This is a genomic window from Clostridium sp. CM036 (genome assembly GCF_055081135.1).
On the sequence record NZ_CM143652.1, the window covers coordinates 1,293,971 to 1,315,692 of the forward strand.

Here is a 21,722-nt window from a genome sequence, read left to right on the forward strand (position 1 = left end):
CTCATTAACATGGCTAGCTTTTTTTCAAATGTCTTAATATATAAAATATCACGCTAAGCATTACCTTATCACGCTAAATTATAACATCTTTTAAATATTTCTGTTAATTAATTTAAGTTGTTTTCTATTGTTTGTTATCATTGTATACTATTTAAAGTTTTTATTCAATATATTTTGTAAGTTTAGATAATAATGTTATAATATTAATCAGCAACAACACTAAATGATAATAATTGATGAGGTGCTTAAATGTTTACTGAAGAAAGACTAGAACAAATCTTAAGTATACTTAATGAAACCGGTAGAATAAAAGTTAAAGAACTAAGTGAACGATTTAATGTTTCAGAAGGTATGATAAGAAAGGATCTACAAAGACTAGAAAAATCTGAGGCCCTTCAAAGGACCTATGGTGGAGCTATCCTAAATAGAAAGATTTCTAAAAACAGCTCTATAACTACTAGAATGAACGTAAACTTAAATAGCAAAGAGTTAATATCTCAAAAAGCTTTTTCCCTTATAGAGAATGGAGATGTGATTTTTTTAGATACCTCAAGTATCAACTTTTTGTTAGCTAAATTAATATCTAATAGTACTAAAAATTTAACTTTAATAACCAATATGTCACTAATACCACCCCTTTTTAATGATAATGAAACCGTTAAGCTAATATGTATAGGTGGAGTATATAATAATAAATCTGGTGGGGTTTTTGGTTCAGAGGCAACTAAGAGTATATCTAAATATACCTTTAATAAAGGTTTTGTGGGGAGTTCTGGAATAAACTTAATTACAAATAGCGTAGGTACTGTTACATTAGAAGATGGTAATGTTAAAGAAATTATAGTCTCTAATAGTAAAGAAGTATTTTTACTTGTAGAAAAAGAAAAATTTAATGTTGATGGCACCTATAAATTTGCTACTTTAGATGATATAGATGTTATAATTACGAGTTCGGACCTTACTGATGAGATTAGAGAAAAACTGTCTAAATCAACTATAAAATTAATTTAGACAGTTTTATATTAATATCATTATCCTGATTTCCGCTTATTTCTGCACATTCTTTTTGATACTGCCTTCTGAGTAATTCTTTATGAATTTAAGTAATCTATATTCCTCATCTTTAGAATTAACCCAGAAGTCAGGTAAAACTCCTAATCCATCTCTCCATTCTAAATCATTATCTACAAAAAGAGTATTTCCAAAAAAAATATCGATCTTAGAATTTGGTAGAACATAATATCCCACATTCCCTATATTTGACATCCCACTTGTGTTTGTACCTATAAAAAATGTGTTACTACAACTTTTTAATGCCTTTACAAAGCCTTCACCTGCTGAAGCTGTATTCTTATCCATTAAAACAAAAATTATCTTTTCATTATTAATATGAGTTGAATCATCATGTCCTACTTCTGACCAACCGATATATTTAAGATCACTTTTCTTATTTTTATACATATCATTAAGTTGCTGTTCAAATTTAGGATAATCCTTTGGTCCCACCATTTTTTTACCGTTGTAAAGCAATGCATCTTTTGAATTTTTAGTAAGTAGCGTTGAACTAAAGCCCGGTGATTTGTACTCTTGATTTGTAAAATTTTTAATCCAATCGAAAGCATATATTTCATTCCCACCGTAATTCCCTCTTAAATCAATTATAACTAAATCTTTCTTAGATATCTTTTTACCATCTTCCACAAATTTTTCAAGTTTTTCAGATGGTTCAAAAGAATTTAAATCAATTACTGGTATTTTATAAACTTCTTCATATTTATAACTATTATTACTTCCTTTATGCACGTAATTTTTTGATGTATTCTCTAAGTTAATGCTTATATTATTGTCCTTATTACCATCTTTAAATTTTAGGTCAATTGGTAACATATCTTCATTACTCTTATATAATCTACATAATCTATATACAATATTTCCATTTTCATCTATAGAAGGCTTAATGTATTTTTCAGGCTCCTCTTTATTTATAGTAACAATACCTTTCATATCGTTATTCAATTTCAAAAAATAAGAGTTATCCTTTTTTATAACTTCGTATTTTTCAGTAGTGTACATAATAGACTCCTTACATGTTCTGCCACCCCCTATAGAAAAATGCCCATCTTGAATAAAATCTAAATTCTCACACATAACTTTTTCTAATTCGTTACATTCAATTCTGCCATTCTTTTTCTGCAACTTCTTAAATTCTATTAAGATATTTTCTTTTGCTTTTAGAAACTTTTCATCTCCTCCAAAATATTTATAACCAGCATATCCATATTTTAATTCTTTAAAGATATATTCTACATCTTCTACAGCCTTTTTTCCCTCCACTGAAATCGCTCTTTTTGATTCATCTACTTCTATATAATCCGGTACATTTTTTAAGTTTTCATATTTATAAAGAAACTCTTTTTTGAAGTCATTAACCTTCCTCATATTTTGATCTCTTTTATTCGTTGCATCCCTACTTTCATTAATACTAACCAAAATATCTTTCGGAATATTATTTTTTATGTTCTTAGCTTTTCCAATATCAATGTGTAAGATTTTTTTTGCATATACCTTATTGGGTATATCCAATTTAAAAATTATAGCAATAATAATTACTAGTATACTAGCGCTTACAAAAACTTTTTTCATTTTATGCATTACATTCACTCCCCTTACTATCTATCCCACCAATGAAATAGTATTCCATAACCACCAATATTCCAATCATAGTATGCAAAAAAAATTGGTAAGTTTTAATTTGTTATCTTATTAAGAATATTCCACATATTATCTTAAATCCCTTTGTTATGAAAATAGACATAAAAAAAGCACCTAATTATACAGATGCTTATCAGCTCAAAATTCATAGTTATTTTGCAGATTTTCCAACAAACACTTTTTCTCCATAACAAAATTCGTTAAAATTTGTCCTTTTCGTTCAACTGCTTGTTCTTTTACCACTTTATACCCTCGCTTTTGAAAGAAAGGTTTTGCAGTTATAGACGCGTAGGTTATAACAATTTTCATATCGTTTTTCTGTGCATATTTCTCTAATTCATCTGCTATTATAGTTGCAACACCCATTTCTTGATAATCCTTATGAACAAATAGTCTATCAAAATACCCAGAATCATCTAAATCACCAAATCCAATTATCATACTATCTTCTTCAATTACAACAGAATAATGTTCTGAAAGAGATTGATCCCATGCAGAAATATCAATGTCTTTAGGCGCCCACACATCAAGTTGTGCTTCGTTATAATCTCTTGCATTTACAGAATGAACGGTGTTGTAAAACAGTTCAATAATTTCTTTGCAATCTTCTGATTGGTACATCCGTAACTTCATCTTAAATTTCTCCTCATTTTAAATTTATTATTACTTTTAGAAAATTCCATTCAAGCATAATTAATAATATCATAACTCTTTATTGGTTTACTCCTTAGTTCTATTTAAATAGAAATGTAATAATTACCACTTAAAGGAATATAGTATAGAATAATACAAATTACAGTTGTAATTGAAATGAGGTGATTTGGTAATGTATAAAATCCCCAAGATATCAAATGCTGAATGGGAAATAATGAAAATAATATGGATTAATTCCGAAATTTCATCAATCAATATTATACAAGAATTAAAGGATAAATCCGATTGGAAACCGGCTACAGTTAAAAGTCTGATAAACAGATTATTAAATAAAAATGCAATTGGATTTAATAAATTAGGTTATGAATATTTATATTTTTCTTTGATATCAGAAGATGAATGTATAAAATCTGAAAGTCACTCCTTTATTAATAGGGTATTCAATGGCTCTATTAAATCTATGATCTTAACTTTCGCCCAATCAGAAGAAATATCTGAAACAGATATAGAGGAATTAAAAGATATACTAAACCAATCAAGTAAAAGGGAAGGTTGATGCGTGTGGATTTTTTAAATATTTTTGAGATGATTGTACTTTCATCTTTAATTGGTAGCGTAATTGTACTAATGATATTAATTTTCAAAGGAATATTTAGAAATAAACTAAATTTTACTTTCCACTATTATATATGGTTAATATTAATTATAAAATTAATAATTCCATTTGGGCCACAAAACCCTTTAAACATTTCTAATTTATATGAAAATTTTCATGTACAGGGTACTACAAATAAAGCTACACAAATAACACAAAGTAATTCTTCAAAAGAACTTACAAATGTAACCTTAAGCGATCCAATATCAATAAATGCGATGCACCCTTCAAATAAAAGTGTAATTAGTAAGGCTAACCGTATTCCTTTAAACCACAAAGTTAATATTGAAAAAGTGTTTTGTTTTATATGGATATTGGGCACCTCATTATCAATAGCGATATTAGTTACAGGATATAAAAAATTAAAGGATATTGTTGGAACGTCTATAAAAAATATAAACAGCACACATAGAGAAATTCTAAATAAATGCAAGAAAGCTATGAATATAAGAACTGAGGTAGAATTATCATATTCGCAAAAAATAAATAGCCCTTCTTTGTGTGGATTGATTAAACCAAAGATATTAATTCCAGTCAGTGTAGCCGCCAATATTGGTGATGAAGAGTTTAAATATATTATAATGCATGAATTAACCCATTTGAAAAACAAGGATATATTTATAAATTATGCTATTACTTTATTGTCCATAATTTACTGGTTTAATCCTCTCTTGCTCTATGCTTTTCATAAAATGAGACAAGACTGTGAAATTTCCTGCGATGGTCAGGTTATTTCTTATTTAGGAGCTAGCGAAAACCTGCAATATGGAAATACAATAATAAAAGTATTGGAGCTGGCTGGCAAAAGCAATAGACTTATAGGAACTACTTCAATGGTTTTAAATAGTTTTGAAATAAAACGGAGGATTATTATGATTTCAAAGTATAGGAAGATAAATTTCAAAGGTATATTACTTGGGACGGTCGTTTTCGTTATTATAGGAGGACTCGGTATTGCCATAAACACTTCAAACATAATCTCTGATAAAAATATTGTTAAAGCTACAACATTGCAAGTAAAAACACCAGTAATAACTTCTAAAAGTACAGTTAAAAACACACCAAATACAGCCTCAGCAGCTATTATAAAAAAATCAACAAGTGATAATACTGATTCTATAGTACCATTTTCAGCTGACATAGTAATTTACAATAGTCACGCTGATGAAGCTTATCCCTCTGGAATGAAAGTATCTGATGTGGGTGCTTTATTGAGCAATAAACTTGTAAAAGAAGGTTTTAATAGCCATTTTATAAAGTGTGACCCACCGGCAGACTATAATAAATCATATCAAGCTGCACGTGCTTTAATAACAAAAAATGTCAAGCAATATTCAAATACTATTTTAATAGACATACACTCCAATATATTAGAAAATGAAAAATCTAATGCGAGAAAAATGGTATTTCAATTTACTAAAAGAAACCCGCGTTATAAAGCAAATAAAAAATTTGTTGACAGTCTATTAGGAAATATTAAAAATTCAAAAGAAGTTAAATCCGAAATGTACTTTTATCAATTTGGAATATCTTATTTCAATGAAGATTTATCTAACAATTCAACAGTTATTGAGCTTGGAAATAATATATCCAGCGACAGCGATATTGAAGTTTGTGTAAATGCACTCGTTTCAGCATTAAAAAATACTCAAAAGACTTCATCTAAATAAAAGATAAAAATGTAGTGGGGGGATCAAGATGAGGCGTAAAGTTGTTAAAAAAGATGATAGTGGAAGAATGTTTTTAAGTGTTTCCACGTTTCTCATTATTATTTTATTAGGCTTAATTTTAACTAAAAGTGTTAATGCAAGCAATGAACGAAAATTTCAAAATCACTTTTATATTAAGGTTGTTAACCTTACATTAGCTTCAATTAATTCCCCAAACACTGGAAAACAGGATGTTAATAATGAAATTAAAAATGAAAATAGCACTAACAATGAAGGCGAAAATATAAAAACAGTTATACCCTTTAAATTAATTGAAAATCAGGTAAATAAGTCTGAAGACCCAAATGTTGTTTCAAATCTCCCTGGTCCAGATTTGAAACAACCCTTAAATAGAAAAAAGCCTCGAGTCCTAATATATCATACTCATACCTCAGAAGCTTATCGGACCTCGGATAATGATACCTCTAAAACTAACAGTAGTACAGATCAAACAAGAAATGTATGTGCTGTAGGGGATGTAATAAAGGAGAAATTAGAAAAAAAATATGGAATCGCCGTTATACATGATAAAACGGTAAATGATAAGCCATATTATCCTAAAGCCTACAAGAAATCTGGTGTTACTCTAGATAATTATTTAAAAGTATATGAAAATTTTGATTTAATTATTGATTTACATAGAGATAGTGTAAACGATAAGAATACAGTAACGACGAAAATAGACGGGGAAAATGTTGCCCAATTTATGTTTGTAATCGCACAGCAAAACCCCAAATATGCTCAACAGAAAAAATTGATAGATTCCATGATAGGAATATCAAATAAATTATATCCTAATCTTTTAAGAGGGCTAGAAATTACTGTTGTTAATCGCGGAATTGGTTTTTATAACCAAAATAGAAGTGGTAATGCAGTATTAATTGAACTAGGCTCCTATACTAATACTACTTCGGAAGCAAAAAATACTGGTAAGTATTTATCAATAATTATTGCAGAGCAATTAAATAGAAAAAAGTAAATAATTTTTACAATTTTCAAGTTAAAAAAGATAGGAAATCCTATCTTTTATCTTATAAGCCATACTTTTCTAGTATGCCTTCAATAAACTTTCCATTTTCATAGAATAATTCACCGTCCGCATAAATTTCCCCACTATTTCTCATATTACAAAGCATATCCCAGTGAATAGTAGATCTATTTAGTCCACCAGCTTCTGGCATTGAATCTCCAATAGCCATATGCACCGTTCCGCCAATTTTTTCATCAAAAAGCATGTTTCTTGTAAAATCCACAATGCCATAGTTTGTGCCTATAGCTACCTCACCAAAGCTGCGCGCTCCTTCATCAGTTTCAAGAAGTGCCTTAAGTAGGTCCTCTCCTTTCGTGGCTGATCCTTTAACCACCTTTCCTTTTTCAACCTCTAGAACTATCCCTTCAATTTCTTTACCCATATATATTCCTGGAAAGCTAAAGGTAATTACTCCATCCACTCCGTCCTCAACAGGTGAAGTAAATATCTCTCCGTCTGGAAAATTTTCTTTTCCATCGCAGTTTATCCACTTTCTTCCCGATATATTTACTTTGATATCTGTTCCCTCAGAAATAAACTGTAATCCTTTTTTAGTATCAAGGTATCTAACCCATCTTTCTTGCTCTGAACTTATCCTTTTCCATTCTGCTACTGGATCTTTCGCATCAAGTAATCCTGCACCATAAACAAAGTCCTCGTAATCGCTAAAGCTCATTGAAGCTTCCTGAGCATCTGCATAAGTAGGAAATTGTGTGCCACACCATCTTAACGACCCATTGCCCATCTTCTCAGAATATATTTTTCTCCAACTCGCTTCCCCTTGGGAATACATTTTAAATTTATTTGCATCAATTCTTGAATTTGTCTTTGTATTTCTACTTCCCCAAGCGGAAATCCACACATCTGCTTTTTCAAGCATAGTTTTAAAAATCAGATTTTCTTGAAGAAGCTGTTCTTCACTGCTATATTTAAGTTTTATTTCTGATACCTCCTGTGAAGTTAATACAGTTTCCACATGAGCACCTGCCTTCACAGCTTCCTTTACTACCTCTACCATCCAAGGTCTTGCAACCTCATCACAAGATACAAATACAAAATCACCTGGTTTAACCTTAGTAGAATAATTCACAAGTAGCTTTGCAAGTTTGTTAAGTCTTTGATCAGCCATTTATACTTCCCCCTTAACTTTCTAAATTATATATACCTATTATTTTATCATATATATTGTTATTTAAAACTGTTATACTAATAATTTAAAATTGTTTGCACAACGACTTTCTGATTGAGACAATTAATTTTAATAATATTAATTGATAATTTCTACACCCTAGGGCATAATTAAATCATCACCTGCGGTGCTGCAATATTAACGACTTCAGAAGGAGATTTATACCCCCACTGAAGTTTTCTATTTGTTAGGGTAAGTAACTCCTACTTATAGTAGGTACTCTCGCTTATAGAAGTGGGTGACTTTCCTTCTGGACTGTCGTTAAAGAGTAAATTTTAGACATGGAGGTGGACATCTTAAATATTTTAATAGCAGAGGATAATCAGGATTTAAGGCAACTATTGGAATTACACCTTATAAAAGAATCCTTTACGGTATATGATGCAGAAAACGGGTTAAAAGCTTTGGAGATATTTAAGAATAACGAAATCAATTTAGCTATTCTTGACGTAATGATGCCGGGGCTTGATGGTTTCAATTTACTGAGAAAGATAAGAGAAACAAGTGAAATCCCTGTAATTTTTTTAACTGCAAGAGGTGAAGATTCAGATAAAATATTAGGACTGGGACTAGGTGCCGATGACTATATGGTCAAACCCTTTAATCCCATTGAACTAATCGCAAGGGTCCATGCGCAACTAAGAAGATCCTACAAGTACAAAATGGCGCTAAAAATACCCGATAAGTTAATTATTCAAATAGGAGATTTAACTTTTGATAAAAATAGTTACAGTGTATATAAAGATAATAAACAATTAGAATGTAATGCAAAGGAGCTAAAATTACTTCAAATTTTTATGGAAAACGTAGGAAGAGTATATACAAAAAAGCAACTTTATGAAGCGGTATGGGAAGATGCTTACTTTTGCGATGGCGATGATAATACAATCATGGTGCATATTAGCCATTTAAGAGACAAGATTGAAGATAACCCAAAGTATCCTCAGTATTTAAAAACTATAAGAGGAATTGGTTATAAGCTGGAAAACAACTTAGGGCTAAGGAATAACGTATGAAAAAAAAGAAAGTTGCAAACATGCTTTTGTTAAATTATTTATTACTATTTATTTTTTCTACAATAATCTTCATTATAGTGTCCTTAATCATTTCAGTAAGCTTTAAGGGATTAATAAAACATGATGAAATACCAGAACTATCAGCTTCTCAAATTATGAGAGATGACTATGAGAATATAGATTTTTCTCAGGTTTTAAAATATAAAGGTGGGGTTCAGGTAATTGACAAAAATTATAAGGTTGTTTTTTCAAGGGGAATAAATCCGAAGAATATAGAACAATATACTAAGAGCGAGTTTAGTGAATTCTTAATTAATAGCGGCAAGCATCAAGAAGAATATTATTATAATGTACGCTATAATAACAACGGTGATTTTTGGTTAAAAATAGTTATTCCTATTAAAACTCAATTCGTTAATGGCATTTTTTTCGATAAAAATGGAATTCCTAGAGCCATAGATAATTTTATATTTATTCTAATTTTAGGTGGTTTAATTAATATTACTTCTTTTATCCTTGGGCTTATTATTTACTCACGGTTAACCTCTAATAATTTTGTAAAACCTTTAAAAAAATTATTAAGTGGAGTTACAACAATTGCAGGCGGTGATTATTCTGCCAGGGTTGATTTGAGATCGACAAACGAATTTGGGGAGCTTAAAGATGCTTTCAACATAATGGCAGAAAAAATTGAAAGCGAGAAAAATCTAAAAGAAAAATCTCAAGATAATAGGAGAAAGCTAATACTAGATATATCTCATGATTTAAAAACTCCCCTCTCTAATATAATGGGATACTCTGATTTACTAATGAATAACAAGGATATATCGGACTGTGACAGAGAAAAGTTTTTGGGCATTATAATAAATAATAGTTCAAGAGCCAATAGTTTAATAGGAGATTTATTTGAATTATCTAAAATGGGGAGCTCAGATTTTAAGCTTAATCTTAAAAGCGTAGATATTTGTGAATATTTAAGAGAGCTTATAGCCTCATTAATACCTCAAATCGAAGAGGCTGGTTTTAAATATTCTTTTGAGATACCATTCGATAAAAAAGTTGTTCTTATTGATGTGAAACAAATGGATAGAGCCCTCATTAACATTCTTAATAACGCTTTAAAATATAATAAGCGAGGTACAGAAATAAAAATTTTATTAAAGAATTCTTTTAACAAAGTAGTACTAGAAATTCTGGATAATGGAATTGGAATTCCTCTGGACCTATCCGCTGAAATATTTGAGCCCTTTAAAAGAGTGGATAGCGCAAGGAACTCCCAAACTGGAGGTACGGGCCTCGGACTTGCAATTACTAAGACTATAATCGAGAAACATAATGGACGAATAAGCCTTGAAACTGCTATAGGAAAAGGCTGTAAATTTATCATCAAATTAGAATAACTAAAGGAACTATCTCACTTTAGAATTTGTTTCTATCTTGAGGGAGTTCCTTTGTTATTTAACGACATTTCAGAAGGAAGTCTTCCACATCTATAAGTGGTAATCAAAAGCTCCGTCAGAAGTTGTTAATGCAGCGACCCAGGGGATGATTTAAGGTAGATTTAAGATTAACACAGGGCTTATTTAAGATTCAATTGCTATTATAAATGTATAAGCTCAAAACTGGAAATACACTAATGGATTCGAAAGGAGTTATTTATGCTTTTATCATTAAACAATCTTTCAAAGGAATATACTATTGAAAAAAAGAAGAGTTTCAACGCTCTTAGCTCTGTAAATCTTAATTTTGAAAAAGGGGAATTGGTTTCAATTCTCGGACCGTCAGGCTGTGGAAAATCCACACTTTTAAATATAATCGCTGGCCTCGATAGGCCAACTTCAGGTGATTTAATTATTGAGGGAAAATCAACTAAAAAATACAAAAAAAAGAATTGGGATTTATATCGTAAAAACAATATAGGCTTTATTTTTCAATCCTTTAATTTAATTGAACATTTATCAGCACTTGAAAATGTTGAAATTGTTATGAATTTAATCGGTCTATCAAAAAAGGATCGTATAAAGCGTGCAGAAAGCTTACTTAAACAGGTAGGCCTGGAAAAACATATGGATCATAAGCCAGGTGAATTATCTGGAGGCCAAAAACAACGTGTAGCTATAGCAAGAGCCCTTGCAAATGATCCAGACATAATACTAGCAGATGAGCCAACAGGAGCCCTTGATAAAAAAACAGGGATTCAAATTATGCAGCTTATTAAAGATGTTGCTCGTGATAAGTTAATTATTATGGTTACTCACAACCGAGAACTGGCATATGAATACTCTACCCGCGTTGTAGCTATTCTAGATGGTAAAATTCAAAAAGACGAGAAAATTAATGAATCTGAAAAAAATAGTTTAAAATCAGAGCTAAAAAAGAAAGATGGTAGCATGTCTTTTGGAAATGCCATAAAACTATCCCTTAGAAATATTAAAGAGAAAATGGGACGAATAGTCGTAACCACTATTGCTGGTTCAATTGGAATAGCAGGTATTTTATTAGTTATCGGGCTTAGCAATGGGGCAACTAATTACATAGATATTCAAACAAATTCTTTTGCTAGTGCTAACATAATACAAGCATCTATGAAGTTTAAAGATGCGGCGATTGAAAAAACTGATTACCCAAAGAATATAAATGTCTATGACAGCATTAAGAAAAATCCCGACGTATTAAATGTTAGAGAAGACCTAAATGTTAAAGATATTACTTCTTTTGAAGCAAATAATAAAGAATTAAAGGATATTCCCTTTAACTCCTTAGCTGGTGAAAATTATCTTACAAACATTGAGCATGCACTAAAAGGTAGTGTACCAAAGGACAATAAGAATGAATTATTAGTAAATAAGGATATGGCTAAAAATGTAATTGAAATGTATGGCATGAACCCAGATAAAGATGATTATACAAAAGCCATTGGTAAGAAACTCAAGGTAATAATTCAGGAGAAAACCACAAATCCAATCACAGGAGATGAAATTCTAGGTAAAAAATATACACAGGATTTTAAAGTTGTCGGTGTTGTGGATGAAATAGCCTTAAGCTCAGCCTCTGCATATTATTCTTATGATGCAGTTAATACATGGCTAAAAAATGATGGCTATTTTATAGGAAAAGAAAACCGCATAGTAAATGCAGAAGTGGTTATAAAAGACGTTCATAACAATGAAGCTGTATTAAATTACATTAATGCTAAGGAAAATGGCGGTATTGGCGGAAATAAAATGACGGAAACAAAAGGCTTTTCCGCAACCTCACAAATTGTTATGGTTAAAACTGCTATCAAAACTTTAATTAATTTGGCCGAGGCGGTTATGATTGTATTTATATCACTAGCACTCGTAGTTTCAACAATTTTAATAGGGATTGTAATTTTCTCAAGTGTACTTGAGCGTAAAAAGGAAATAGGTATTTTAAAAGCTGTGGGAGCAAGAAATAAAGATATTGCTCGTATTTTCCAAGCTGAGTCTGCCTTAATTGGTCTTTTTGCAGGGGTCACTGGAGTTCTAGTAGCTTTTATAATACAACCAATTGCAAATAGAATAATCAATAATGTATTAAATATACATTCCGATAATATCGTAAATATCCCATTAACCGGTATCCCATTTACAGATATTAAAATTCCCTTTGTAACTATTGCCGGACTAATTGTTATCAGTATATTAGTCGCAGTTTTAGCGGGACACTTTCCATCTAAAAGAGCAACTAAAATTCAAGTTATCGACGCATTGCGTGATGAATAGGAGGAATAGTAAATGTTACAAATTAAAAATTTAAGAAAAACATATAAAATCGGTAAGCACCAGGTTATAGCATTAGATGATGTTTCTTTTGATTTACCTAATGGAAAACTCGTGGCAATTGTTGGACCTTCTGGTTGCGGAAAAACAACAATGATGAACTTAATAGGAGCTTTGGATAAGGATTTTGAAGGTGATGTTATTGTTAACGGAAAATCTTTAAAAGAGGCCGGAGAAAAAGATTTAGACACTTATAGAAAAAATACAGTGGGTTTTATTTTTCAACAGTTTAACTTGCTTAATTCACTAACATCAATCCAAAATGTGGAACTCGCTTTAGATTTATCAGGAATATCTAAGCAAAATAAAACGAAAAAAGCATGTAGCCTCTTAGAGCAAGTTGGACTATCAAATCAAATGAAGAAGAAAGTAAACCTTCTGTCAGGTGGACAGCGCCAACGTGTTGCTATTGCCCGTGCTCTTGCTAATGATCCAGAAATAATTTTAGCCGATGAACCAACTGGCGCCTTAGATGTTAAAACAGGTGAGCAAGTTATGGAATTATTAAAAGAAATTTCAAAAGATAAGCTAGTACTCATGGTTACCCATGCACCGGACCTTGCTAAGGCTTATGCAGATTTAATTGTTAAAATGGAAGATGGTAAGTTAATTTCTATTGAAGAAAATATGGCCTCGGTGTCAACCGCTGCGCCTATTATAGATAAAATAGAAACAAAATCAAAAATGTCCTTTTTATCATCCTTAAAAATATCACTTCGTAACGCATGGCTTAAAAAAGGTAGAACCCTAGCAACAGCCATTGGTACTTCTATAGGTATTTGTGGAATTGCCTTAGCTATAGCTATTACTTCAGGTACAACTAATGCAGTTGATACTCAAGTTAAAGGCATATTTCCAACAAATGCAATAACTGTAGGGTTAAAAGAAAATACTGATAAGTCTCTAAAAAATATTAAGCCTCTAAAATATAGTGATATAAACTCAGTTATGTCCTTAGATAAAAATATATATGCCTATTACTTTCAAATTGGAGGCAAAGGAATTCCTGTTGCACAATTTTATTCTTTAGATCAAAGCATAATTAAAGATGAAAAATTGATGACTAAACTGTCCGACCAATCCACTAGAGAAAAATTGGTTATGATGATGGCTCCAGGGGTGCTAGAAGATGTTAAAAATGACATTCAATATGGCAGCCTTCCAGAAGCAGGTTCCACAAATGAAATTGTTATCTCACTTTCCACCGCGAAGGATTTAGAAAAAAATGGTGGTGATCTCAAGGACTTAATTGGTAAAAATATGTACGTTCGCTATTTAAAACAAGGTTCTAATCCACATAGTGAGCAAAGTGGTATTCCTGAAGTACCCATTGTGAAAGCTTGGAAGATCGCCGGAATTGCCAATACTACAACTTTAATTGATACCTATTACGCAACGAGTGATTGGGCAATTAATTTTTATGAAATAGAGTTTAAAATAGATAAAACAACTTTGGAAAGCCCTTCCTTAGTTTTATATTCTAGTAATACTAAAGACTTAGATGCAAGCCTCCAAAAATTAAATGATTCACAAGATAAATACAAATTTGAATTAACCGGTAAAACTATATCTTCGCAAGTTGATGGAGCAATGAAACAAGTGCGTTATGCACTTATGGGATTTTCCGGAATATCAATTCTTGTAGCAGCTCTAATGATATCAATAGTTGTTTATATTTCTGTACTTGAAAGAATTAAGGAAATAGGTATTCTCCGCGCCGTGGGTGCACGAAAAAAAGATATCTTGAATATTTTCGTTGCAGAATCATTTATTATTGGCGTCTTATCAGCAGGCATAGGATTACTATTTACTTTAGGTGCATCTAAACTCATCAATTCAGCAGTTTATGGTTTCTTAAAGAATATCTCTGCAAATGCTCCTTATATGGAAGTAGCTAAATTGCCACTTGCAGATGCTGGTTTAATTTTACTATTCTGCGTAGTTTTAAGTATGATTTCAGGCTTTTATCCATCCTTAAAGGCTTCAAAAATGGATCCGATAGACGCATTACGTAGTAGATAACACAAAAACTCATTGATTAGGATACTATAAATAGTATCCTAATTTTTTTATATATTAATACTACTCTCATTAGTTTTTCTCATCAGATATCCCTTTTTGATGTTATACGCTTTTTCCATTGAAGATAATTCTTCACCTTATAAGGTTATAACCCATATATTAAAATGTAAATAATGAAAAGGGAGAACCTATATGTCATTAATTATATCAGCATTATCATTTAGCTTATCCTCTAACCTAGATAACGCTGTTGTAGGAATAGCTTACGGAATAAAGAAAGTAAAAATAGGTATAATTGCAAATCTTATAATAGCCATTGTAACATCCGTAGGAACACTTTTATCTATGTTAGTTGGAGCATATATATCAAAATTTTTACCTCACTCAATAGCTAATGGTTTAGGTGCTATAGTTATTATTATATTGGGAGTATATTTTATAATCCAAAGTATAGTAAATCTTTTAAATAAGACTAATTCAAAGGCACTTGCCTTGAAAAACATTAGTGAAATGATTGATTATGCTGAAGAATCAGATTTAGATAACTCTGGCGATATAAATATGAAAGAAGCTCTCATTGTAGCATTCGGATTAACCTTTAACAATTTAGGAACCGGAGTAGCTGCAAGTATAACCGGAGTTAATATTCAACTTACAGTCATATCTACATTTATATTAAGTATTCTTACAATTATATTTGGTGAGGCCGTAGGTAATCATGTATTAGGTGAAATTTTGGGCAAATACGCACCCTTATTTTCAGGTATATTGCTAATAATACTTGGTATTATTGAATTCGTTAATTAGCATTAACAAATTTACAAATATGACTTTGTCAAATAAACTAACTTCAATCAAGCTTAAATGACTTATATGTTTAGTATAATAAAATTTTGATAAAAGCGAATTCAGAAAACGTGCAGATATTCCATTTGGCTTGTTTTGGGACTTATTGGAGATAAAAAAAGAAGGCATATAATTGCCCTCGTGAGTATACTTTAAAAATAGTACCTGTTGAAACTAAAAAATTTTTAATGTTCATTTATAAAATTATTAAGTTGCCCGTGCCAATCATCTGGTTCAAATGTCCCCGGTATTGTATCCTCTCCAAATAAAAGGTCTACTAAGTACCTCGGTTTCTTACCACCTATATACATTGATTTAGAACAAGAAACACAATAAACAACAACATCGCTAGCAGGCATCTCGTGAGCACGTTTTTTCATTTGCTCCTTAACCTGCTCCACAGAAAGAACACCATAAAAGCTATCTCCACAACAAGTACCAATTGTTCTCGTCTTTTCTGGTTCTACCAAATTGATATTCATTTTTTTCAATAGCACTCTTACTGCATTATGCACTCTTTCCTGATCTCGAGTAGGACATGGATCAAGTATAGTCATTTCCATTCCTTTATAATCTGGGAATGGGAATGTTTTTACCTCAGCTAATATCTCCCAAAGTGAAATTGTCGTTACTTCTTCATAAAGTTCCCTATACCGTCTATCACAACCAGCACAGACATTTATTATTTGTGTTCCATTTTCCAAATTAGGTTTATGATTACAACAAATTAAATATTCATCTATATCTCCTAACTCACTATTTAAAAAATCCAGTACTTTTCTCCCTAACTCTGGTTTATAAATCATTAATGCACATCCCGGTGCAAATACTCTTTTCATAACACTCGCCTACCAATCTTCTAAATTTTTTCAAAACTAATTTTCTAATCCTCGTCTATTGATTAACCCTACTACTGTTTCTTACTAATAATAGATTGTTCAACTAATAATTTTTCTAATCTATGGTTTATAATAACTATTTTGGGAATAGATTTTAAAGCCTCACTATAAGAAATCTCGACCAAAAAATATTTTGTTTAATTAATAATATATTTCTGATGATATATATAATCATATTTAGAAAAGCTAAACTCATAATTTCTCCTTTTATACTTTATGATAATATCCTATGATTATACAATAAATACATACTTTTAAACACCTTCAATAGATAATTAAGTTTTACTTTAATTACATTTATAGCTTCTTTACCTCTTTGACTATGGACGCATCGGAAATATTAATCTCTCCCTTATATTCTAAAAGCCCTATATTACAACCTTCACCTACCGTAATATTATCTCCTCTTACTATTTTTACATTGGTGTTTTGGATATATATATCATCCCCTTCTATTAGCTCTGTGGTTAACTCACTTCTTGAATTAAACATTTTATCAATTACTTTTCTAACCAAAGAATTATCAAAAAAATTAATTTTTATTTCAATATGCTCGCCACCAATTTCTTTTACAATGCATTTCCCACCTAGTTTAACATTTACTTGTCCTGCATTTAATGATCCTTGTATTTTAAAACCACCACTAGCCTTAAAACATTCCGTTTCACAATTTTTCCCTATATTCACTGAGCCCGCTACACTAACTTCTTCTCCGTATAGGCTTCCTTCTATATGAGTTGATCCACTTATTTTTATGCTTTTGCTTTTTACATTTCCTACGATATGAGAGGATCCACTTATCTTTATATCTCCTACTTCTACATCACCTTCAATTTTTGCAGACCCGCTGATTTTTATACTTTCTGCTTTTAAATTACCTGCAACTTTTGATGAACCACTAGTTTTAAAGTCTATGCACTCTAAATCACCGTTAATTTTTCCTGACCCACTTATAATTACACTATTATATTTTCCACCACCTGAACTTCCTGAGCCGTTTATTTTTATATCATTATTATTCATCTTTTCCATATTAAACCTCCCATATTTTTCTATATTAAATCATCTCCTGCGGAGCTTAAATGTCGTTAAATTTTAATTTTAAGATCCTCGATGCACTGTGAAATATTAAGCCTTAATACTATTTTTGCATCTTTTTCTATATAAACCTCATTAGGAACAGTTATTAAAAAACATAGCGCCATCCCAAATTTTCTTAAAAAAATCATCTCGCAATTTTTACCTTCTAACGACTTATAATTTCCTTCTAAAGTCTCTATTATAAGTTTACTTTCTTCTAAAGATACATTACCAGATACTAAGCTCTTTTCTAATAGTGAAATATATAAGATTTTTTTAAAAGAAAATGTTTTTATTTCTCCATAGATGTTTTTATACATTGTTAATGTCTGCTTCGTAACAATCTTCTTTTTTAATAACTCGCTCTCATTTAAAAACACATCCGCTAACTGTGGTGAAAACATTTGTGCCAGGTCATCTAATGATGCATCCCCTTTCATATTAATAATTTTTTCTATTCTATCTAATATTTCCTCCCTTGGGAAATAGGTTTCTTGACCAGTATAGCTAGATTTTTTTATAAACCATTCTTCTGGTATAAGATTTTTCCTTTTCCATCTATACAACTGCCCATAGGAAACATTCGTGACTTCTAGCAACTCTTTTTTCGTTATTAACTCTTTATCCATATTGCCACTCCTTTTATGCTTTGAGGTTATTTAACAATATTGTTTTTTTATTATACATTTAGTGTAACATAACATTGTTACGTTGTAAATAATAATTGAAGTAATTATTTGTTTCCAGATACTCAAAAAATTAACCTGTATTCACATATATATTGCAAATACAGGCTAATTAATATTGTTGAAAAGATCTACTTATCATTATGTTAGACAAATTTTCTTCCTGAGTATCCTCCCTATAAAAACATTGTCATAAAATGTACAATAGGATCCCATAATTTTGGATACTCTTCTTTGATTAAATTTTCTATCTGCGCAGCTGTAATATTGGCAAAATTACCATTAGATGATGTATCAATAATAGTTCTCACCCCATTGGCACTACTTCCTATTGCTATATGTCCCATTGCATAATTACCTATTGCTATTTCTGACGCAATTGAACAACCACCTACTGAATACATTCCAATGGATAACCCTCCAAGGGTAATTACTCCCATTGCTACTCCCCCTATGGCAATAGTGCCAATGGCAATTCCCCCTAGAGCGACTAAAATACCTATAGCTATACTTGCTATACTTATCAGCCCTATCGCTACAACCCCAAAACTTAACACGCCTAGCGAAAGTATTCCTAATGATATTAATCCCCTTGAAATATTTCCTATTGCAATAATTCCTTTTGCTTCATAAATTCCTAGTCCAATATTAATATGAACTAATGGAATTCCAAAAACTTTTCTCTTGCTTTTATATTCATATCTAATCGCCTTTCATCATTATAAGATTTTTAGCTATTTATTACAATCAGCAATTACATTAATTTTTATAGCAATAAACCTGAAATTTAATGCAAAAAAATAACACCGGTATCTATCCGGTGTTATTTGTAAATATCTATTTTATAGGGGGATCCTATTCATTAATACTAGTCCTATTATGTGACAGTAACATGACAAATATGATAATAATTTATGAACAATACTATATTGCATTAAAAAATCGGTAGTTTATACTAATTCTTTACATCATTATGTTAATTTTTTAACCAACTTCATAGAAAGGCCCGCATTTTGATGTTAAAATATATATGAACAATAATGCCACTAAACAATAGGAGTTGGAAAAATGCTAAAGACAATAATATCACCTGGAAAATATATTCAAGGAAATGGAGAATTAAGAAACTTAAACGAACATACAAAAAACTTAGGAAAATCATTTTATATAATTGCAAGTTCTAATGGCATCAAGAGAAACCAACCAATTATAGATAAAAGCTTTAAAGGGACAGACGTTAAACTTACATTTCAAAAATTTAATGGAGAATGTTGCAACAGCGAAATAGATAGATTAAGAGAAGACGTAAAAACTAATAACTGCGATGTCGTTATAGGAATAGGCGAGGTAAAATATTTGATACTGCTAAGGCTGTAGCTTACTATGAAAATTTACCCGTGGTAATAGTACCAACTATTGCTTCAACAGATGCTCCTTGCAGTTCACTCTCCGTTATATATACAGAAGAAGGCAGTTTCAGCAAATATTTATTTTTACCAAATAGTCCAAATGTAGTTTTAGTTGATACAGGAATAGTAGCTAAGGCCCCAGCTCGATTATTAGTAGCAGGCATAGGAGATGCATTAGCGACATATTTTGAAGCAAGAGCTTGCAAGCAATCTAATGCATCAAATATGAGTGGCGGTAAAATTACCAAAGCTGCTTATGCCTTAGCAGAGCTTTGTTATAATACTTTATTAGAAGATAGTATTAAAGCCAAAGTAGCGGTAGAAATAGGAGTTTGTACTCCAGCAGTTGAAAATATAATAGAGGCTAACACATACTTAAGTGGTATAGGCTTTGAGAGTGGTGGGCTAGCAGCTGCTCATGCAATTCATAATGGTTTCACAGTTCTTGAGGAATGTCATCACTTATATCATGGAGAAAAAGTAGCCTTTGGATTACTAGCTCAATTAGTTTTAGAAAATAGCCCACAAGAAGAACTCGATGATGTTATAGGCATTTGTATTGATTTAGGATTGCCTGTTACTTTAGAAGAAATGGGAATCAAAGAAATAAAAGAAGAAGATATAAGAAGGGTCGCTGAAACTTCCTGCGCAGTGGGAGAAACTATTCATAATATGCCATTTGCGGTTACTGCAGATGATGTATATGCAGCTATACTTGGAGCAGACGCATTAGGAAGACTTTATAATTAACTATTGATATGGGGCATATTATATATATAATATGTCCCATATCAATAGTTGGCAATGAAACAGGCACTTTTTATTGATTATTATAAAGCTATGTTAACAATATTTATGAACTAAACATTCAATTTACAAGCTTCAAAAATAATGGTAATAGTGACATAAGAGGGATAAATGTTGCTGGGAACCCCTTATACCATTTCTTATTATATATAAAACAAACTATAATCCAATTTATTGCACATCCTAAAAATATTAAACATGCCCCATAAAATACAAAATTAGAATCATTACTTACTTTATATATGCCTGAAAGTAGTATTGTATAAAATAAAAAATCCCCTAACCCTTTTGTTGGTATTGGATTATTATTTTTAAATGACTTCCCATATACTATTAATTTTGACATTAAATTTTTATTTGACATAACTTTAGCATTTGTAGTTTTTGAACCGATTTTCATAAAACTGATTATATCGAATACTGGTATTCCGATACTTACTCCAATTAAATTTGATAATGGAACAATCTTTCCAATTAAGATTCCAATAAAAATTGCAAGTATCATACATAACCAACTATTAATGATTAAACATTCTTTGTCGTATGGCTTTTTAATATAAATTATTAAAAATATAGCTCCAATTATAGAGATCATTGACATCCAAAATATATTAGATAAATTTATAATGATTAGATATGTTATGAACAATGAGATTATCATTATAATAATAGAATGCATAATTGATTCAATTAATCTTGCTTTTAAATCTTGCATGAATATTACATCTCCTAACTAACTGTTAATGTGTTTAATACACACCATACGCTCCATGTACACTAACCATATTATCTGTAAATATCATACTGTTGTCAATATTTTTTTCTAATATAATTTACATAAACGAATATAACATAACATTTTTTTGAGCAGGATTTAGTGAAACAGGAACATGATTAAGTGCCTCGACTTTAATGGCCTATTAAAATCTATTGTCAAGCTAACTTGACAAGTAAAAAAAGCAATTATATAATATATGTAAAGCTAGCTTGATAAAAGGAGAAAAATTTTGAAGAATATAATTAAAAAGTTAAGAGAAGAAAATCAATTAACCCAACAAGAATTAGCAAATATTATGGTGGTATCAAGACAAACAATAAATTCGTTAGAGAATGGAAAATATAATCCGTCAATATTACTTGCTCATAAAATTGCTAAATTTTTTGGTACAGTAATTGAAGAAGTATTTATCTTTGAGGAGGAATGA

General features: G+C 30.6%; 18 protein-coding genes and 1 pseudogene. 11 read left to right on the forward strand and 8 right to left on the reverse strand.

The window, feature by feature from the left end:
- Nucleotides 1-249: 249 nt before the first annotated feature.
- Nucleotides 250-1,011, forward strand: a complete 762-nt coding sequence (locus tag ACWJKE_RS06080) for a DeoR/GlpR family DNA-binding transcription regulator (protein ID WP_216303005.1) — start codon at nucleotides 250-252, stop codon at nucleotides 1,009-1,011.
- Between the two features lie 36 nt (nucleotides 1,012-1,047).
- Here ACWJKE_RS06080 and ACWJKE_RS06085 read toward each other — a convergent pair whose 3' ends face one another.
- Entirely contained in the window at nucleotides 1,048-2,652 is a 1,605-nt protein-coding gene (locus ACWJKE_RS06085; protein WP_462959258.1) for a S41 family peptidase, read from the reverse strand.
- Nucleotides 2,653-2,850: 198 nt separating this feature from the next.
- Nucleotides 2,851-3,345 (reverse strand): GNAT family N-acetyltransferase, encoded by a 495-nt coding sequence (locus ACWJKE_RS06090; protein ID WP_462959259.1) that lies wholly within the window; start codon nucleotides 3,343-3,345, stop codon nucleotides 2,851-2,853.
- Between the two features lie 193 nt (nucleotides 3,346-3,538).
- Between ACWJKE_RS06090 and ACWJKE_RS06095 the strand changes: the two genes are divergently transcribed.
- Genes ACWJKE_RS06095 through ACWJKE_RS06105 form a run of 3 tightly spaced genes read left to right on the forward strand, consistent with a single transcriptional unit; the run spans nucleotide 3,539 to nucleotide 6,709 of the window.
- Nucleotides 3,539-3,922 carry a BlaI/MecI/CopY family transcriptional regulator gene (locus ACWJKE_RS06095; protein WP_462959260.1) on the forward strand — a complete coding sequence of 128 codons (384 nt, stop codon included), beginning with the start codon at nucleotides 3,539-3,541 and terminating at the stop codon, nucleotides 3,920-3,922.
- Nucleotides 3,922-5,691, forward strand: a complete 1,770-nt coding sequence (locus tag ACWJKE_RS06100; protein WP_462959261.1) for a M56 family metallopeptidase — start codon at nucleotides 3,922-3,924, stop codon at nucleotides 5,689-5,691. Before ACWJKE_RS06095 ends, ACWJKE_RS06100 begins: the two co-directional genes overlap by 1 nt.
- A gap of 28 nt (nucleotides 5,692-5,719) precedes the next feature.
- Entirely contained in the window at nucleotides 5,720-6,709 is a 990-nt protein-coding gene (locus ACWJKE_RS06105; protein WP_462953983.1) for a stage II sporulation protein P, read from the forward strand.
- Between the two features lie 52 nt (nucleotides 6,710-6,761).
- Here the strand turns inward: ACWJKE_RS06105 and ACWJKE_RS06110 are convergent, their stop codons facing one another.
- Nucleotides 6,762-7,889 carry an aminopeptidase gene (locus ACWJKE_RS06110; protein WP_462959262.1) on the reverse strand — a complete coding sequence of 376 codons (1,128 nt, stop codon included), beginning with the start codon at nucleotides 7,887-7,889 and terminating at the stop codon, nucleotides 6,762-6,764.
- Between the two features lie 353 nt (nucleotides 7,890-8,242).
- Between ACWJKE_RS06110 and ACWJKE_RS06115 the strand changes: the two genes are divergently transcribed.
- From ACWJKE_RS06115 to ACWJKE_RS06135, 5 genes are all read left to right on the forward strand, one after another.
- Entirely contained in the window at nucleotides 8,243-8,965 is a 723-nt protein-coding gene (locus ACWJKE_RS06115; RefSeq protein ID WP_462954318.1) for a response regulator transcription factor, read from the forward strand.
- On the forward strand, nucleotides 8,962-10,365 hold the full coding sequence (locus ACWJKE_RS06120; RefSeq protein WP_216302998.1) for a sensor histidine kinase: 1,404 nt from the start codon (nucleotides 8,962-8,964) through the stop codon (nucleotides 10,363-10,365). Before ACWJKE_RS06115 ends, ACWJKE_RS06120 begins: the two co-directional genes overlap by 4 nt.
- A 258-nt stretch (nucleotides 10,366-10,623) precedes the next feature.
- Entirely contained in the window at nucleotides 10,624-12,711 is a 2,088-nt protein-coding gene (locus ACWJKE_RS06125) for an ABC transporter ATP-binding protein/permease (protein WP_462959263.1), read from the forward strand.
- A gap of 12 nt (nucleotides 12,712-12,723) precedes the next feature.
- Nucleotides 12,724-14,790, forward strand: a complete 2,067-nt coding sequence (locus ACWJKE_RS06130) for an ABC transporter ATP-binding protein/permease (protein WP_462959264.1) — start codon at nucleotides 12,724-12,726, stop codon at nucleotides 14,788-14,790.
- 192 nt (nucleotides 14,791-14,982) lie between these two features.
- Nucleotides 14,983-15,597 (forward strand): manganese efflux pump, encoded by a 615-nt coding sequence (locus ACWJKE_RS06135; protein ID WP_220287553.1) that lies wholly within the window; start codon nucleotides 14,983-14,985, stop codon nucleotides 15,595-15,597.
- 224 nt (nucleotides 15,598-15,821) lie between these two features.
- On the opposite strand, the gene ACWJKE_RS06140 is transcribed toward ACWJKE_RS06135, so the two are convergent.
- From ACWJKE_RS06140 to ACWJKE_RS06155, 4 genes are all read right to left on the reverse strand, one after another.
- Nucleotides 15,822-16,475, reverse strand: a complete 654-nt coding sequence (locus ACWJKE_RS06140; protein WP_220287551.1) for a (Fe-S)-binding protein — start codon at nucleotides 16,473-16,475, stop codon at nucleotides 15,822-15,824.
- Nucleotides 16,476-16,832: 357 nt separating this feature from the next.
- Nucleotides 16,833-17,567 carry a polymer-forming cytoskeletal protein gene (locus ACWJKE_RS06145; protein ID WP_220287549.1) on the reverse strand — a complete coding sequence of 245 codons (735 nt, stop codon included), beginning with the start codon at nucleotides 17,565-17,567 and terminating at the stop codon, nucleotides 16,833-16,835.
- Nucleotides 17,568-17,623: 56 nt separating this feature from the next.
- Nucleotides 17,624-18,244, reverse strand: coding sequence for a YhbD family protein (locus ACWJKE_RS06150; protein WP_220287547.1), 621 nt, complete (start codon nucleotides 18,242-18,244; stop codon nucleotides 17,624-17,626).
- A 233-nt stretch (nucleotides 18,245-18,477) separates the two neighbouring features.
- Nucleotides 18,478-18,858, reverse strand: coding sequence for a hypothetical protein (locus tag ACWJKE_RS06155; RefSeq protein WP_462959265.1), 381 nt, complete (start codon nucleotides 18,856-18,858; stop codon nucleotides 18,478-18,480).
- 511 nt (nucleotides 18,859-19,369) lie between these two features.
- Between ACWJKE_RS06155 and ACWJKE_RS06160 the strand changes: the two are divergent.
- A pseudogene (locus tag ACWJKE_RS06160) lies at nucleotides 19,370-20,460 on the forward strand (glycerol dehydrogenase).
- A gap of 118 nt (nucleotides 20,461-20,578) precedes the next feature.
- Here ACWJKE_RS06160 and ACWJKE_RS06165 read toward each other — a convergent pair.
- On the reverse strand, nucleotides 20,579-21,232 hold the full coding sequence (locus ACWJKE_RS06165; protein ID WP_462959266.1) for a hypothetical protein: 654 nt from the start codon (nucleotides 21,230-21,232) through the stop codon (nucleotides 20,579-20,581).
- Nucleotides 21,233-21,524: 292 nt separating this feature from the next.
- Here ACWJKE_RS06165 and ACWJKE_RS06170 point away from each other — a divergent pair, with 292 nt between their 5' ends.
- Entirely contained in the window at nucleotides 21,525-21,722 is a 198-nt protein-coding gene (locus ACWJKE_RS06170; protein WP_220320057.1) for a helix-turn-helix transcriptional regulator, read from the forward strand.